The 15,339-nt window shown below is 40.6% G+C and carries 11 protein-coding genes and 1 pseudogene; 8 read left to right on the forward strand and 4 right to left on the reverse strand.

Going from position 1 to position 15,339, the window contains the following annotated elements; translation table 11 throughout:
• Positions 1-75: 75 nt before the first annotated feature.
• Together AB0756_RS20040 and AB0756_RS20045 are read left to right on the forward strand one after the other, a co-directional pair.
• A complete protein-coding gene (locus tag AB0756_RS20040; RefSeq protein ID WP_038085819.1) occupies positions 76-1,176 on the forward strand; it encodes an ABC transporter permease in 1,101 nt (366 codons plus the stop codon).
• A gap of 12 nt (positions 1,177-1,188) precedes the next feature.
• Positions 1,189-2,325, forward strand: coding sequence for an ABC transporter permease (locus AB0756_RS20045; RefSeq protein WP_038085817.1), 1,137 nt, complete (start codon positions 1,189-1,191; stop codon positions 2,323-2,325).
• 56 nt (positions 2,326-2,381) lie between these two features.
• Here AB0756_RS20045 and AB0756_RS20050 read toward each other — a convergent pair whose 3' ends face one another.
• The 3 genes from AB0756_RS20050 to AB0756_RS20060 form a co-directional block, all read right to left on the reverse strand.
• A complete protein-coding gene (locus tag AB0756_RS20050; protein WP_038085814.1) occupies positions 2,382-2,591 on the reverse strand; it encodes a type II toxin-antitoxin system HicB family antitoxin in 210 nt (69 codons plus the stop codon).
• Between the two features lie 63 nt (positions 2,592-2,654).
• Positions 2,655-3,413 carry a DUF4058 family protein gene (locus AB0756_RS20055; protein WP_038085812.1) on the reverse strand — a complete coding sequence of 253 codons (759 nt, stop codon included), beginning with the start codon at positions 3,411-3,413 and terminating at the stop codon, positions 2,655-2,657.
• A 345-nt stretch (positions 3,414-3,758) separates the two neighbouring features.
• Complete coding sequence (locus AB0756_RS20060) at positions 3,759-4,391, reverse strand: type I restriction endonuclease (RefSeq protein ID WP_038085809.1); 633 nt, start codon at positions 4,389-4,391, stop codon at positions 3,759-3,761.
• A 617-nt stretch (positions 4,392-5,008) separates the two neighbouring features.
• Here AB0756_RS20060 and AB0756_RS20065 point away from each other — a divergent pair.
• A complete protein-coding gene (locus AB0756_RS20065; RefSeq protein ID WP_038085807.1) occupies positions 5,009-5,521 on the forward strand; it encodes a hypothetical protein in 513 nt (170 codons plus the stop codon).
• A 9-nt stretch (positions 5,522-5,530) separates the two neighbouring features.
• Here the strand turns inward: AB0756_RS20065 and AB0756_RS20070 are convergent, their stop codons facing one another.
• Positions 5,531-6,145 carry a YdcF family protein gene (locus AB0756_RS20070; RefSeq protein WP_408019759.1) on the reverse strand — a complete coding sequence of 205 codons (615 nt, stop codon included), beginning with the start codon at positions 6,143-6,145 and terminating at the stop codon, positions 5,531-5,533.
• 41 nt (positions 6,146-6,186) lie between these two features.
• On the opposite strand from AB0756_RS20070, the pseudogene AB0756_RS20075 reads away from it, so the two are divergent.
• The 5 genes and pseudogenes from AB0756_RS20075 to AB0756_RS20095 all read left to right on the forward strand — a co-directional run.
• Positions 6,187-6,387: pseudogene (locus tag AB0756_RS20075) on the forward strand (hypothetical protein); the annotation flags it as partial.
• A 642-nt stretch (positions 6,388-7,029) separates the two neighbouring features.
• Positions 7,030-10,449 carry a DUF4347 domain-containing protein gene (locus tag AB0756_RS20080; RefSeq protein ID WP_050046601.1) on the forward strand — a complete coding sequence of 1,140 codons (3,420 nt, stop codon included), beginning with the start codon at positions 7,030-7,032 and terminating at the stop codon, positions 10,447-10,449.
• A 1,335-nt stretch (positions 10,450-11,784) separates the two neighbouring features.
• Positions 11,785-13,095: a glycosyltransferase family 4 protein gene (locus AB0756_RS20085; RefSeq protein WP_038085805.1), complete on the forward strand. Its 1,311-nt coding sequence runs from the start codon at positions 11,785-11,787 to the stop codon at positions 13,093-13,095.
• Positions 13,096-13,874: 779 nt separating this feature from the next.
• Complete coding sequence (locus AB0756_RS20090) at positions 13,875-14,300, forward strand: hypothetical protein (RefSeq protein WP_038085851.1); 426 nt, start codon at positions 13,875-13,877, stop codon at positions 14,298-14,300.
• A 7-nt stretch (positions 14,301-14,307) separates the two neighbouring features.
• Complete coding sequence (locus AB0756_RS20095) at positions 14,308-15,147, forward strand: ABC transporter permease (RefSeq protein ID WP_050046602.1); 840 nt, start codon at positions 14,308-14,310, stop codon at positions 15,145-15,147.
• Positions 15,148-15,339 lie beyond the last annotated feature (192 nt).

Here is a 15,339-nt window from a genome sequence, read left to right on the forward strand (position 1 = left end):
TAGCTAATTGCCTTTTGACCATTAGCAATTAGCAATTAGCTATTAGCCATTAGCCATTATAAATCATGTCTAACTATGAAACGCATTTTTGCTCAAACTATAAAAGAATTATCGCAGTTGGGACGCGATCGCCTGACTTTGACTTTGGCTCTTTTGTTGCCTTTGATGCTGCTGCTGTTGTTTGGCTTTGCGGTATCGTTGGAGGTAAATAAGATTAATTTTGCAATTCAAGATTTGGATAGAACTCCTAGCAGTCGGGAGTATATTGCGACTTTTGAGCGCACAAATAAGTTTAATATTGTTGCTTCTGGTCCGGAGGTGAATGTCACTCGGTTGTTGGATGGGGGTAAAGTTGCTGCTGGTTTGATTGTTCCTCCAAAGTTTGCTCGGGATTTGCAGCGAAATGGGGGCGGGGCTGAGGTGCAGATTTTAGTGGATGGTACTGATGCTAATACGGCGAATATTGTTAGGGGTTATACTAAAGCTACGACTAATGCTTTTATGGAGAATCTCCGGGGAAGTCGAGAACCTCTGGTGAATCTTCAGTTTCGCTTGTGGTATAATCCGGGTCTTGATAGTTTGAGATATATCGGTCCTGGGGCGATCGCAATTACCGTGACTCTGTTTCCTCCATTGCTTGCTGCTTTGGCAACGGCGAAGGAATACGAACAGGGGACTATTCTGCAAGTTTACGCTTCTAGCTTGACAGGTACGGAATATTTGTTTGGGAAGGCTGCAGCATTCTGGCTGGTGGGTATGGCGGAGGTGTTGTTTGTCAATGTGGAAGCATGGCTGTTCTTTGGATTGTGGTTTGTGGGCGATCCGACACCGATGATTTTCAGTTCGATGCTTTACATTGCTTGTGGTGTTTTTTGGGGGATTTTTGTGGGGAGCAATACCAAAGTTCAGAGTGCTGCTATTCAAGCAGTTGCTTTTACTGCATTTTTACTTTCACTTCAGTTGTCTGGGTTTATTTATCCTATAGCCAATATCCCCGCTAGCATTCGCTGGATTTCTAACATTATCCCGGCTCGGTATTACATCGAGTTAAGTCGCGATGCTTATGCGCGTGGTGTAGGTTGGTTGGGTATTTGGTCTCAGGTATTGGCGTTAGGTATGCTGTCTGGGTTGTTCTTCTTTTTGGCTTGGCGCAAATTGCAGAGAATGAGGGTGTAGGGATTTTGGCTTATGTTTATCAATTTAATTGACTCAATTTTAGGAAGCCGATTTTGGGCGCTGTTCCGCAAGGAGTTTGCTCAAATATTTCGCAACCGCCAGCTTGTGATTCAGCTGCTCGTACCGCCGACAGTCTTTTTGATGCTGTTTGGTTTTGCTTTAAATCCGGAAGTGGAAAATCTGAAGGTTGGCATTACCGATTACAGCAACAGTAGTGCTTCGCGGGAATTTGTACAAATATTCGACCAGACGGATGCATTTGTGGTGAGTCGGTATTACTCCGAGCAGAAGGATATGGTAGCGGATTTGGCAACGGGAAAACTAACAGTTGCTGTGACAATTCCGCGAGAGTTTGCTGGGGATGTTGCTAAAAAGCGTTCTGTGGAAGTGCAGGCATTATACGATGCTGTTGATGCAAATACGGCAAGTATTGCGTCGAGTTATATCACTCAATTGGTGAGCGACTATAACTCGCGACAGCGAGAGATGGGAGATTTGCAAAAGAACCAGGTACGAGTTGAGACTTCGATTTTTTACAATCCGGGGCTGGAAAGTTCTTGGTTTATTGTATCGGGAATGTTTGGTATCGTCCTGACGGTGATTGGTTCTCAAGCGGCTGCTTCTCTGGTGGTTAGGGAAAAGGAAGCAGGGACTATCGAGCAGTTGGTGATGACTCCTGCTTCCAATACTGAGGTGATTCTGGCTAAGGTGTGTCCGTTGCTGGTTTTGCTAACGTTGGATGTTTTGATTGCTCTTGGTATTGCACGGCTGGTATTTGACGTCCCACTGCGGGGGAATTTGTTAGTATTTCTGATAATTGCCGTGCTTTACTTTTGGGTAGGTATTAGTATTGGGATTTTGATTGCGACTTACTCAAAGAGCGAACAGCAGACGCAGTTAACGGCTTTCTTTATCAATCCACCTTTGGTTCTATTGTGTGGGGCGTTGACTCCTATTTCTTCAATGCCAACTTTTATACAATGGCTCTCTTATTTAGATCCCTTGCGCTATTTTATTGAGGTTTGCCGTGGGGTGTTATTGAAGGGGGTGGGTGTGGAGACGCTTTGGCCTCAGGTACTGATTTTACTGGTTTTTGCCACGGTGCTGATGTCTTTGAGTATCCGACAGTTTCGCCAACAGTTGGGGTAAATCTCCGTAAGGATGATACAAATCAATCATGTAGAGACGCGCTGTTTTAAGCGTCTTTATGAAGCCTCGACATATTCACACAAAGTAGTTGGCTCAGGAATCGGTAATCCTTCTTCTCGCAATCCCTCCAAATGAAAAGCGATCGCTTCTTTAATTTGCTGGTTAACTTCTTGAAGAGTTATACCAGTAGCAACACATCCAGGTAGATCTGGTACATAAGCTGAATAGTTGTTTGCTGCTTTTTCAATCACAATTGCATAACACATTAATTTTTCTCTAATTTTTTATTGTGCATCTTGATAGAGATTTAATAACGTTGCAACCCACTCTCAATCTAGTGCTGATAGTGCCGGAGGTGGGATAGGTTGGCTATAATCAATTCGCGTGGAATAACGGGCGCGATCGCATACGCCGTTGAAGATATCTTGTAATGGTACCAGAGGTTCTTCTTCGTTGGGCTTTAGGGGAATTGGAAATGATGGTAGTTGTTGTTGCAAGGAAAAGCTGTATAAATCGGCTGCGGGGCGTCGATCGCTCCGACTGATGAGGATGCGGTATGCTGTTGTCGATCGCATTCCCAGAATTGCCATCGGTTTACCGCCGCGTAGCAAGTCCAGTTCTACTAAGTGAGTGGCGCTACCTAGAATGGCCCGTCGCTTTTTCTCATAAGCTGTCCTACCATCTCCAGAACGCTTATTCTTTGGAGATAAAAGTTCTATTACGGTTATGACCTCGTCTGTAACGATTTCCCGGACTTCTAGATAGCGCTCGTTTACAGTTAAAGGCATGGGGATTTCAACTCGTTCGGGTCGGATCTGGGTAGCTGTGGAGCGATCGCCTGCTATTGGTTGTTCTTCTGTGGAATTATCGGAGCGATCGGAGAAGATAATGGCATCTGGAATACCAATGAGTAAGCCATCTTCACTATCGTCGCTTTGATAAGTGCGAGTTTCCACTTCTACGTAGTACTGGGAGCCGAGTTGTGGTTCTATTGCATCGGCAATGGCTATAATGAGTCGGCTGTGAAATGAAGACCAAAAGGTAGGTTGTTCCAGATAGGGGTCCATACCCGGAAATGGTGAGGGCATTTGTCTGCTCCCATCACGCAAGAGTTTTTTCCAGTATACTTATCGCTTGGCGTCAAACGCAAATGCTTGCAAAATCATTCAACCAATTTTTGCTGGTAAAGGAAAACGTTATGAATTGATTTTACTCGTTTTTGCTACAGTGCTGATGTCTTTGAGTATTCGGCAGTTTCGGCAACAGTTGGGGTAAACAGTGACGATTTTCGAGCAGCAACTTGACTTTAGCAAGAGTCCAGGTTTAGTGACTGAGGGTTGCGCTTAAAATTCCCTCACATTGGAAATGTGGGGCTATACAAACAAAGTCCGCCTGCGCGGACTTATTAGAAGCATCTTTATACAAAAATGGTATTAGGAAGTAGCAATTAACTCTCCCATATGACGCATAATCTTTAACACCTCGTATAAATCTCCTTCATTGATAATGCTGAATTTGCGAGACAATCCGTAAATAGGGGTTTGTTGTTTAACTAATTTAATAAATATAAAATCTTCGCCTCCTGTTAAAATACCAAATGTTGGCTTATCTACATCAGGCTGACATAGCATATATGCAAGTGCTTGAGGTATCCCTAACGAAAGTGAAAATGTAGTCCGTTTGGCTTCTAGTACCCAAACCCAAAATTGATTTTGTAAAACTAACGCGTCAATTCGTCCTTGTAAAATTTCCTCTTCCGTTTCTACTTGCAGTGTTACAGATAGCTCAAATCGTGTTTTGAAAGGTGTATCGTAAAAACCTGCTATATCGAGTAGCGGACCTACTATCATCATTTTCACTCCACTTTCTAGCAGCGCTCCTTCATCGAGTTGATAAAAGTACCGAGAACGCACCCTGTCCAAAAATATTTTATCTGCATCACTAATTTGTGGTAGGTTTTCATACCACTCTGGAAAAAACTGACGCTCGTCATTGCGTTGCAAGTTAAAATTTTGGCGTAAATATTTAAGTGTAGTTTGTTCTGAAATGGGGATGGTTTGAACCATAGATGTGCTTCGTTATTAGAAAATTATTTTAATTATATATATGGTCAGACATTAGTAATATTAGTAAGTAAGCTGAAGAAAATTGGTAAACTCAGATCTTGCATCAACGTATTAATATTGAAAAAATTGTCTTTTAATAAACATATATTTTTGTCATCAAAACGTCAAATTAAGCTTATTAGCCTGCGGAGGCAGGCTTTGTTTGTATAGCCTCACCCTTCTAGGGTGTAGGTGCAAGAAACAAATAAAGGAAAACGTTACGAATGTAAATTTCAAGGAGAAGTATTGTGAGTCGTAGTGCGATCGCATGGTGTACTGAGTGAAGGTTGTGCGGTATGCGAAGCTGAATGGGTTAAGTCGTATCGCGTCACAGTGAAGGGATGGGGAGTGGCATTGCATGAGTTTTGAAGGAGTGATTTCAATCTCTGGGTTGACGTTTTTTACCACTGGGATATTTACGGTGAAAGGAAATCCATTTCTCTAAAAGCAAACTGCACGTTGAAAAAGGTTTGTAGTGGCGATGAATGCCCTACATCCGACAATGGGTAGCGTTACTTGCTTGGGCAAGAGAGTAAGAGATTTTGTTGGTGAAAAAATGACACACTGGGGATAAAGTGATGAATTATCTTTTTGCAGTTTTACCGGATAGGAATAAAGCAGAGGAAGCTTACACGGCTTTGGAAAAGGAAGGTTTACCGACCAATCAAATAGACATTTTGGGTCAGGGGTACAAAAGTGCGGATGAGTTTGGGTTGATTGACCCGAACAAGCAGGCGAAGAAAGGATTTGCGCGTTTGAATTCTTGGCTGCTTCCTTTTGGTTTTGTGGCTGGGTATGCTTTTAACGCTTTGACGGGGATTGAGGTATTGCCTGTTGGAAATATTGGCAATCACATCATTGGTGGGATTTTTGGAGCGGCGGCTGGTGCTATGGGTGCATATTTTGTTGGTGGCGGAGTTGGTTTAGCTGTGGGGAGTGGAGATGCTTTACCCTATCGCAATCGGTTGAATGAGGGGAAGTATTTGATTGTTGTGAAGGGCACTCAGGAATTGACGAATCAGGCGACTCGCATTTTGCGCCAGTTTGAGCCGGAAAATTTGCAGGGGTATGCGGAACCGACGGGGGCTTAGATGGTTCTCCTAAGTGCATCTCCGTATCGGGAATGAAGCAGGTAAATTAGGATTTAGGCTAGCTCCTGTGCGACCTGTAATAATCCACAGGAGCGAGCGACCACCATCGCGCAAAATATGTAAAAGCGATTCTTTTGGTTGGCGAGCGCGGACGGATAAAGGGGTGAAGGTAATGCCCTGACTGCCAAGGACAAGGGTTGCTATCACTTTGGCTCTGGGCATATGATAGTCGGATGTGATGACGTAAAGATGGTGGATTCGGCGTTGCTTGAATTCGGGTATGAGGGATGTGAAGTTGGTTACGGTGTCAACAGCTGTGTAGTCGAGGTGAAGGCGATCGCTGGGAATCTCTGCTTTTTGAAAGATGGGGCAGACTACATCGGGAGGGGTTCCCGTGGAAACCCAAATGTCTAAGTTGGGATAGTATTGTGCAATATAAGCAGCGAATTGTTCTCTTTCTGGGGGACCGCCAAGAACAAGGATTGCTTGCGGGTCGGGGGCTTGGTAAGAGGCGATCGCCAGACGCAGGGGAATAATGCTTGTGATGGCGATCGTTAAGCCTACCAGAGCAAATAACCAATATTTTTTGAGATAGCGATGTAAGACTATCACGGCTGAATTCACTGTTTTGTTATGCTACTTCACTTAAGTTATCGCATATGAATATGGGTGCATATTTTATTGGTGGCGGAGTTGGTTTAGCTGTGGGGAGTGGGGATACTCTACCTTATCGCTAACGTTTAAATGCTGGGAAGGATTTGATTGTTGTGAAGGGGTCTCAGGAATTAACAAGTCGGGCGACTCGCATTTTGCGCCAGTTTGAGTCGGAAAATTTGCACGAGGCATACGGAACTGACGGAGGCTGAATTGTATATACGTAAAGACGCAAAATACTGCGTCTTTACACAAGCTCTAGAGATCGGCAGTTTGCCTGCTTTTAAGAAAGATTTATGATAGTGAAGCATTTCACGTAATAGTGATGTGTTTGTGGGATATTTTTTATATAAGGTTATTGTGTTCTTTTTATTGAACAACTTAACGATATTCGGTCTATTACGTAAGTAATACGTATATTTTGGCTTTACAAATAGCATATAAAACGAGTTTTATTATAAATTTTTAGAAAAAAAAGTAAAGATAATTAATCAACACTTAGTGGATTCTTGAAAAGCAAATTTCCGCATATTTTCGCTTATCTTTTATCTGCTTCTGACAATATACCTATATATAAGGTGATTTTAGTTTGCATCCCACAATCTAAAGTCACTAAATTTAGGGAGCGTTTAAGTAAGTCTGGCAAATTAAAAGTATATATAGATACCTAACACCAGTAATAATTAAAGTCATCTACTCACGCTTTTTGTTTTCATTCTCTCAATTTTGCCAACTATACTCCTTTCAGTTTCAGGTTTTTAAAAGCCTGAAACTCGGCGTATTTATCTGTCTTGCCTACTTTGCAATTTTTTCTTTGATAAATCCATTCATTTTAAGTTAAAGGAAAATCCACAATGTCTCACGTTATATCTCTCGATACCGATAATTTGAAAAGCTCGTATCAGCTCGTCACACGCTGCGACAGCAAGGAACAGTCACTCAATATACTGGTGGTCATCGATCCTGGTGTAACGGACTATCAAATGCTGGCTGCTGGAGTCGTAGCAGGTGCAAGAACTCTAATTCTTGATGCTAATCGTGATGGTATAGAACAAATCACAGAGGCGTTGCAGAGCAAGAGCAACACTAGCTTGCACCTTGTTTCTCACGGTTCTCCTGGTTGTCTCTATTTGGGTAATACTCAACTGAGTCTTGACACTCTGGAAAGTTATACAGAAGAGTTGCAAAGTTGGTTTCTATCGTCGCTTATTCTTTATGGCTGTAATGTTGCGGCTGGAGATGCTGGTGCAGAGTTTATTGAGCAGTTGCACCAAATCACTAAAGCTCAAATCGCTGCTTCTAATAAGCCTGTTGGAAGTAATGCGTTGGGAGGAGATTGGGAGTTAGGAGTCAGGATTGGGGCTGCAAATGTTGACTTCGCATTTCAGATTTCTGTAATTCAAGAATATAGTCATACTTTGAATACTGCACCCACCCTTACAGCTAATGCTACCTTGAGTTCAGTAAATGAAGATACTATCAATCCTCTTGGGCGCACTGTTCTTGAACTATTTGGCGATCTAGTTAGTGATAATGATACAGATGAGCCTTTGGGCGGTATCGCTGTAGTTAGTAATACTGCTACCACTACGCAAGGAAAATGGCAGTACTCTACTGATGGTAGCACTTGGTTCGATATTGGTAGCGTAAATGATGGTACCAACGCTCTAGCACTCTCTCAAGATACTAAAGTACGCTTTCTTCCCGGTTCTAATTTCAATGGTACGCCATCACCACTACAACTGCGAGCAATAGATAATACTTACGCTCTTGGTTACACTATTGGAGGAAATCGTGTCAATATAAATACAACTAATAATGGCGGCTCAACATTAATTTCTCAAGAAATTGGGTCTTTGACAATTAAAATTAACTCTGTTAATGATGTACCTATTGCTGGTACAATACCCAATCAGGCTGCAAAAGCTAACATACCTTTTAATTTTAAACTTCCATCAAATGTCTTTACCGATCCTGATATCGCTACTAACGGAGACGTACTAACTCTTACTACTGGTGCTGGGTTGCCTAAGTGGTTGTCTTTTAATGCAGCGACCCAAACCTTTAGTGGTACTCCAGGAAATGGCAACGTAGGTACTGTAAGCGTTAAAGTTAAAGCCACTGATTCGGATGCAGAAACTGCTGAAACTACTTTTGTCATTAATGTTGCGCCTCCAGATGGAGGTATTGTCGGTACAAATTCTAATGAGAATTATACAGCAACAAGTGGAAGTGATTTTATTGATGCTTCAGGCGGAAATGATACTATTGTCACTACCTTTGCCAATCTTCAACAAAATGATACCTTCAGCGGTGGTGCTGGAACAGATACCTTTATTCTCTCTGGTGGCACTAGTTCAAACACAATAACCATTAACTTAGCAACTTCTTCCAATCAACTTCAAGGTATTGGTAGTACGACTGTATCAAACTTTGAAATTTTCAAACTAGAACATTTTGTCGGTAATGTAACTTTTACTGGCACGAGTGGCAATGATACTTTTGTGAGTGGGGCAGGTAATGACACTCTTAATGGAGGGTTGGGCAATGATAATTTCTATGGTGGCTCTGGCAATGATACTCTCAATGGTGATGCTGGCAATGATCAACTAGACGGTGGCGCTGGGAATGACTTTATTTATGGGGGAGCAGGAAATGACCAACTTCAGGGTTCAGCAGGAAACGACACTCTCATTGGTGGCGATGGTAATGACAGTTATTACGTTGATGCTGTAGGTGATTCCATACAAGAAAGCAGTACTGGTGGTATAGATACTGTTTCCGCATCTATCAGCTATTCTTTCTTAGGAACTAACTTAGAAAACCTCTACCTTATAGGTAATAACGCCATTGACGGTACAGGAAATGCTGCTAACAATTACATTTTAGGTAATAGTGCTATCAACATGCTTTCTGGTAACGAGGGCAATGATACTCTTGATGGCGGGGCTGGTAATGACAAGCTTGACGGTGGGGCTGGTAATGATACACTCAATGGTGGGTCTGGTATCGACATCCTCATTGGTGGTGATGGCAACGACATCTACTATGTTGACGATATCAATGATTCTATTCAGGAAACTGATACGGGTGGTATTGATATTGTTTATGCATCTGTAAACTACACTCTAGGTACTAATGTAGATAACATTACCCTTTTAGGTAGTAATGCAATTAACGGCACAGGTAACAGCAATAATAATTATATGCTGGGTAACAGCAGTGCCAATATTCTGACTGGTGGTGATGGAAATGATATTCTCAACGGTGCAGCTGGTAACGATACCCTTATTGGTGGTAATGGGAATGATATCTACTATGTTGATGCTAACGACATAGTTAATGAAATTGGTACAAGCGGTACTGATACTGTTTTTGCCTCTCTAAGCTTTACCTTAAGTGATAATGTGGAAAACCTCTACCTTTCTGGCAATGCTGTCAATGGTACAGGTAACGCCAGTAATAACTATATTACTGGTCATAGTGGTGTCAATTTCTTATTTGGTGAAGATGGCAATGACACTCTTGAGGGTAATGGTGGTGATGACACTCTTGATGGCGGGAATGGCAATGACTCTCTAGTCGGTGGCGCTGGTAGTGACACTATGATTGGAGGTAACGGCGATGACATTTACTATGTTGATAGTGCTAGCGATATCATCAAGGGAGAAACTAGTACTGGTGGTATAGATATCGTTCGCGCATTTACAAGCTATGTGTTACCTACTTATGTAGAAAATCTTTATCTCATAGGTAGCAATGCAGTTAACGGTACAGGTAACGCTTCTGATAACAACATTGGAGCTAACAGCCTTGCTAACAACTTATCTGGCGGAGATGGTAATGATTCTCTATTTGGTGATAGTGGCAATGATACTCTAGATGGTGGATCTGGTAATGATATCCTTACTGGTGGTCTTGATAGCGATCGCTTCCTCTTTAATTCAAATGCTGCTTTTGTTGCCAGTGCTGTTGGAATTGACAGGATTAGTGACTTTACCTCTAATTCTGACAAGATAATACTTGATAAGACCACCTTCACTGCTCTTAACAGTGGAGTAGGTATTGGTTTCAATGTAACGAATGAATTTGCAATAGTGACAGATGATTTTGCAGCATCAATCAGTACAGCTAAGATTGTATACAATTCTGGTAACGGTAAATTGTTCTACAACCAAGATGGGGTAACCTCTGGTTTTGGTACAGGTGCTCAGTTTGCCACCATTGCCAACAACCCATCTCTCACTGGAAACGATTTCGAGATCGTTTCTTAGTGAAAGATAAAATCTCTTGAGTTACTAGTCTGTAGTTGCACTATTTTAAAGCAGGAGAGTAACTGGAAACCCATATGTAGTGTTCCTACATTAATTTTACAAGCCTTAACCTTTGGGTTGAGGTTTTTCTTTTTCCAAATCCTGCTCCAAAAGGACGTTAAGGATTGAAATAGGCAAATTACATCATGCAAGTTGCTTGATTATCAAAGGAATCATGGCAACATAATTTCTATTTAGGCAGTGACGCCAATTGAACTCAACAAACGTTTTCATCAACGTGTAAACGCTCGGGTAACATCATAAAACCTCTTTGTTCCATAGAAAAGAAGTGCTCAAAACTGTGTTAGGAACTTTTCAATTTCTCTAAGAGTCACTATAAATGAAGTTTTTGCTTATATGTAGAAAGAGTAAAACTGTTTGCCCTCCATCACCTTATGCTTTTATCTGTTGTTAATTCTACTCTATTGCAATCGAGTTGGCGTTATTCTATTGCGTAATATGTTCAAGATACTTGTATATTTATTTACTAATATACTAGTTTAATTAGTAATGTTTGATTCTAGGGTAAAGTTGCTAAAACCACCAAACCTAATAAGTAGAAAATCAAGTATAAATTAGAGAAAATAACTAAAAAAGAATTTATTCAGCTTTTAGTCAACATCTATAATGAGCTTAAATTAAGTGCTAAATTCTTTTTCTCAGCTTTCCTTACTTCGAGTAATATCTAAAATTCAGTATTTTTACCAATATCTATACTGTGTAAAAAGAGTATCATGTATATGTCCATGTGAATGTGAAAGCACAAGGAATAATACATATACCATATCAACAAGCAATCAAATATTTGGTTTAATTAATTTACAGTTTTGTCTACTGAAGACTGGGAAAATCCTATTAACTAGAGCACTAGTTTTCTAGTTAAATGTTTGAATTGGCTAAAGCTTATTAAGTACTATATTGTACAAAGTTTGTAGATCTTCTAAAGCGGGGGTTGCTATAGATGTAATACCCTCATTTTTTTTGGGTATCGCAACTACGTAATATAAGTACTGCGAACTATATAAAATGTCCTAAATAATACCAATTTATTATGAAGCTGCACACGATTTTCCCCCTCCTAACCTCCCCTTACTAAGGACAGGTGCCATAGGCGGTAGGGTTCTTTCTATGCATCTTCATATAGAAAAGGTATAAACTTAAAAGTTCATATTTTAATAAATCTGGACTTGTAATAGGAATTTTATTTCCTAGTGAAGTACTTGCAGCAAAAGCATTAGCCTAAAAAGTGTTTTTTCAAAACGTATTACAGTTTCCATCTGCAAGAGCATACCATCTATGACACAGAGTGAAAGACTACAACAGTTCGTTCAACCAGACTATGATCTCTCCCAGCATATCAATGTAAGTGATTTTTTAGGGATAGAGCAATTTATTAAGTTGTCCGTTATTACTCAGTTTTTTCCCCCAGACTTTGCTGCTACTGGACAGTTAATTGATGAATTGGTTCGGCAATTGGAAAAACAAGGGGTAGATATTGAAGTCTTCACTGGTCAACCAGGTTATGCGTTTAAGTCTGATAGTGCTCCTCAAGTCGAACAGTCAGGTGGGTTAAAAATTCGACGTTCTCGTACTACTCAACTCTGCCCTCAACGAATTCGTGGCAAAGCGATCAACGGTATTTTATTTACCCTACGTGCTGCCTTCTATTTGTTCAATGCTGCTCGGCGTCGTAATGTTGCCTTACTAACAACGGCTCCTCCATTCTTACCAGTCTTGGGGTATCTTGCACATATTTTTTTTGGGTTGTCTTATGTTTGTATACTCTATGACCTCTATCCAGATATTGCGATCGCTTTGGATGTGATACCAAAACGCCACTGGATTGCTAAATTTTGGAAGGCTGTCAATACGCAGATTTTAAAAAAGGCTAAGGGGATCGTTGTTCTTAGTCCTGCAATGAAACGACAAGTGGCGTCCAATTATCCGGAAATTGCTCATAAAATTTCTGTGATTCACAGTTGGGCAAATCCAGACTTTATTGTGCCTATTAACAAAGAAGATAACTGGTTTGCTCATCAATATAAACTAGTAAATAAATTTACAGTTTTATACTCAGGTAACTTAGGTCGATGCCATGATGTACACACAATGTTAGAAGCTGCTAAATACTTGCAGGATGAGCCTATCCAATTTGTGTGTATTGGTGGTGGAGCTAAACGTGAGGAACTTATTAAAGAGGCAGAGCGATTAAATCTGAATAATTTTCTATTTCTTCCATATCAGGAAAAAAACGTGTTACCTTATTCCCTGACGGCTTGCGATCTATCTCTGGTTAGTGTAGACCCCGGTATGGAAAGTTTAGTTGCACCAAGCAAACTTTACCCTGCTCTTGCAACAGGACGACCTGTCGCTGTTATTTGTCCAGAGCAATCATACTTAAAACAACTGATTGCACATGGAAATTGTGGAAAGACGTTTGAGAACACGGATAGTCTTGGTTTAGCTGAATTTATTCTTGAGTTGAGTCGAGATAAGAAGTTTGCACAAAAGATGGGTCAAGCCGCACGCGATTATGTTGAGTGCCATTTCACTCCTCAGGTGATATCGAAGCAGTATCTCAGGGTATTGCAGGAAGCTATTTTGTAGAGTTATTGGGACAAGGGGGAGAGGAGATAAGAGGATTAGAGACTTAGGAAAGTAGCATCTATTTATAGGTGTACGAAATATAGAAGTCCTAACCTGAGAAGATGTGGAGAGTATAGTACTTATCTCTGATGTGCAGCGATTGGACTCCGACCCCTCTCTTTATAAAGAGATGTAACATATTAAGTTTTCCCGCTTTAGTGATTTTACTTATATTAACTGCATATAAAACTATGATTCAGTAGTTTTACGAATAGCAAAATTTTAACTAAGCAATATTATATAAATGTCAATTTAAAAACACGGAGAGTAGTATGCCTAGCTAACAGATGGCTTAATGAAGCATAACGCTATACTAACTAACTTACCAAAATCTAAAGTTTGATTATTTGTTAAGCAATTCATTTTAGGGCAACTTATTTGGTAGATGCGATACTTAAGATGGCTTAAGTTTAGACGAATCGAGGGCTTAACTGCATAGCGAAATAGTTGCAATAGAACTCTCTTCAAAAAAAATACTTGTTAAGTTTTGTTGCTAAAATATTAGCAATGAGTATTTTTTGGGAAATCTAGGCTTGGCAAATCAAAACAAGTTTCGGGAGGAGGACAAAGTTCTGTAAAATCTCGTAGAAGACATTGCTGTAGCGCTAGACAAACCTTTTTGAAATTAAATATCTCAACTTAAATTATAGGAGCGGGCTTCGATGGTCTTTGGATCTCAGTCCCTCCCCCACAAAACCTTCAATTTGTCTGTGTATTATCTGTTGATAAAGGAGGTTGAAATGCAGAGAAGGTGTGACCGAAATCGCAAGCGTTCAAAACGGCGGGCTATTTATTGCCCAATACATGGTTGCAATCTTGATAGCGTCAGCCAAAAATACACGTTATTTGCAGATAAGGCTGGACAACTTCAGCAACGAGGGATGGGGCGAAAGAGTTCTCTATTGTTAATAGGGCGCAAAACCACGGTACTTTTAACTGGTGAATGGTTGGAGGCTTTTTGGTGCCAACACTGTCAGGAGACAAAATGGTATCACGTGCGGAAAGGGGATAACATTTATGAGTTGTCTGTTGCACCTCTAGAACTTTGGCAGCAGGCAATGGGAGTGATTCCTCTACAAGGGAATCCATCTGTAGGAGAGTTTAGTTTGCGGCACTCAAGAAAAGTTGGTAATAGGTGCATGGAGGATTTTAAATTTGTTGGATGAGCCAATGATGAATGGTCAAGAAGCTACAAAGCATGAGTTAGTTCTTGAAGCCGGACGCATTGAACGGCAGTATTGGAAGGACTTGTGGCGTTACCGAGAATTGTTCTATTTTCTGGCGTGGCGAGACATTCTTGTACGGTACAAGCAGACTGCGATCGGTATTGCTTGGGCATTGATCCGTCCGTTTCTGACAATGGTGGTTTTTTCTGTGGTATTCGGGCAGTTGGCAAAGTTACCTTCTCAGGGTGCTCCCTACCCAATTCTAGTCTTTGCTGCAATGTTGCCTTGGCAGTTTTTTGCTAATTCTCTCTCTGAATGTAGTAATAGCCTCATCTCTAACTCCAACTTAATTTCAAAAGTTTATTTTCCACGGTTGATTGTACCGATAAGCACTGTAGTTGTCAGCTTCGTGGATTTTTTAGTTTCGGGAATGATTTTGCTAGGGTTAATGGTTTGGTACAATTTCGTCCCTAGTTGGCGTATTCTGACACTACCATTGTTTATTGGGATTGCTGTTGCTGCTTCTATGGGAGCAGGATTGTGGTTAGCATCTTTAAATGTTCAGTATCGAGATTTTCGCTTTGTTGTTCCCTTTATTGTGCAATTTGGTTTGTATATTTCTCCAGTAGGATTTAGCAGTAGCATTGTTCCTGAGAATTGGCGATTACTCTATTCATTAAATCCAATGGTAGGGGTAATTGATGGATTTCGTTGGGCGGTTTTAGGGGGAGAGAGACATTTGTTTCTTCCAGGCTTTATATTATCTTTGGGACTAGTTGCTTTACTTCTCTTAAGTGGTATTTGGTATTTTCGTAAGATGGAAAGAACTTTTGCAGATGTGATTTAAACGGGATAATAATAGATATCAGATAATTTTCTTAGCTTAAAAAATGCATAAAATATAAATGAAATTTATGTAACATTAATTCTACAATACCAATTAGAAATCAAACACTTACCTATGTTGGCATTGATATCGGTGAATATGTTTGATTGGTTACAAAATTTTTCCAGATTATTCCATTACAGTTGGGGTATC

The organism is Tolypothrix campylonemoides VB511288_2, assembly GCF_045999855.1.
Lineage (GTDB): Bacteria > Cyanobacteriota > Cyanobacteriia > Cyanobacteriales > Nostocaceae > Scytonema > Scytonema bouteillei_A.

Bases quoted from the DNA above. Each gene is read 5' to 3' on its own strand.
- AB0756_RS20040 (WP_038085819.1), top strand. From the start codon at position 76: ATGAAACGCATTTTTGCTCAAACTATAAAAGAATTATCGCAGTTGGGA.
- AB0756_RS20045 (WP_038085817.1), top strand. From the start codon at position 1,189: ATGTTTATCAATTTAATTGACTCAATTTTAGGAAGCCGATTTTGGGCG.
- AB0756_RS20050 (WP_038085814.1), bottom strand. From the start codon at position 2,591: ATGTGTTATGCAATTGTGATTGAAAAAGCAGCAAACAACTATTCAGCT.
- AB0756_RS20055 (WP_038085812.1), bottom strand. From the start codon at position 3,413: ATGCCCTCACCATTTCCGGGTATGGACCCCTATCTGGAACAACCTACC.
- AB0756_RS20060 (WP_038085809.1), bottom strand. From the start codon at position 4,391: ATGGTTCAAACCATCCCCATTTCAGAACAAACTACACTTAAATATTTA.
- AB0756_RS20065 (WP_038085807.1), top strand. From the start codon at position 5,009: ATGAATTATCTTTTTGCAGTTTTACCGGATAGGAATAAAGCAGAGGAA.
- AB0756_RS20080 (WP_050046601.1), top strand. From the start codon at position 7,030: ATGTCTCACGTTATATCTCTCGATACCGATAATTTGAAAAGCTCGTAT.
- AB0756_RS20085 (WP_038085805.1), top strand. From the start codon at position 11,785: ATGACACAGAGTGAAAGACTACAACAGTTCGTTCAACCAGACTATGAT.
- AB0756_RS20090 (WP_038085851.1), top strand. From the start codon at position 13,875: ATGCAGAGAAGGTGTGACCGAAATCGCAAGCGTTCAAAACGGCGGGCT.
- AB0756_RS20095 (WP_050046602.1), top strand. From the start codon at position 14,308: ATGAATGGTCAAGAAGCTACAAAGCATGAGTTAGTTCTTGAAGCCGGA.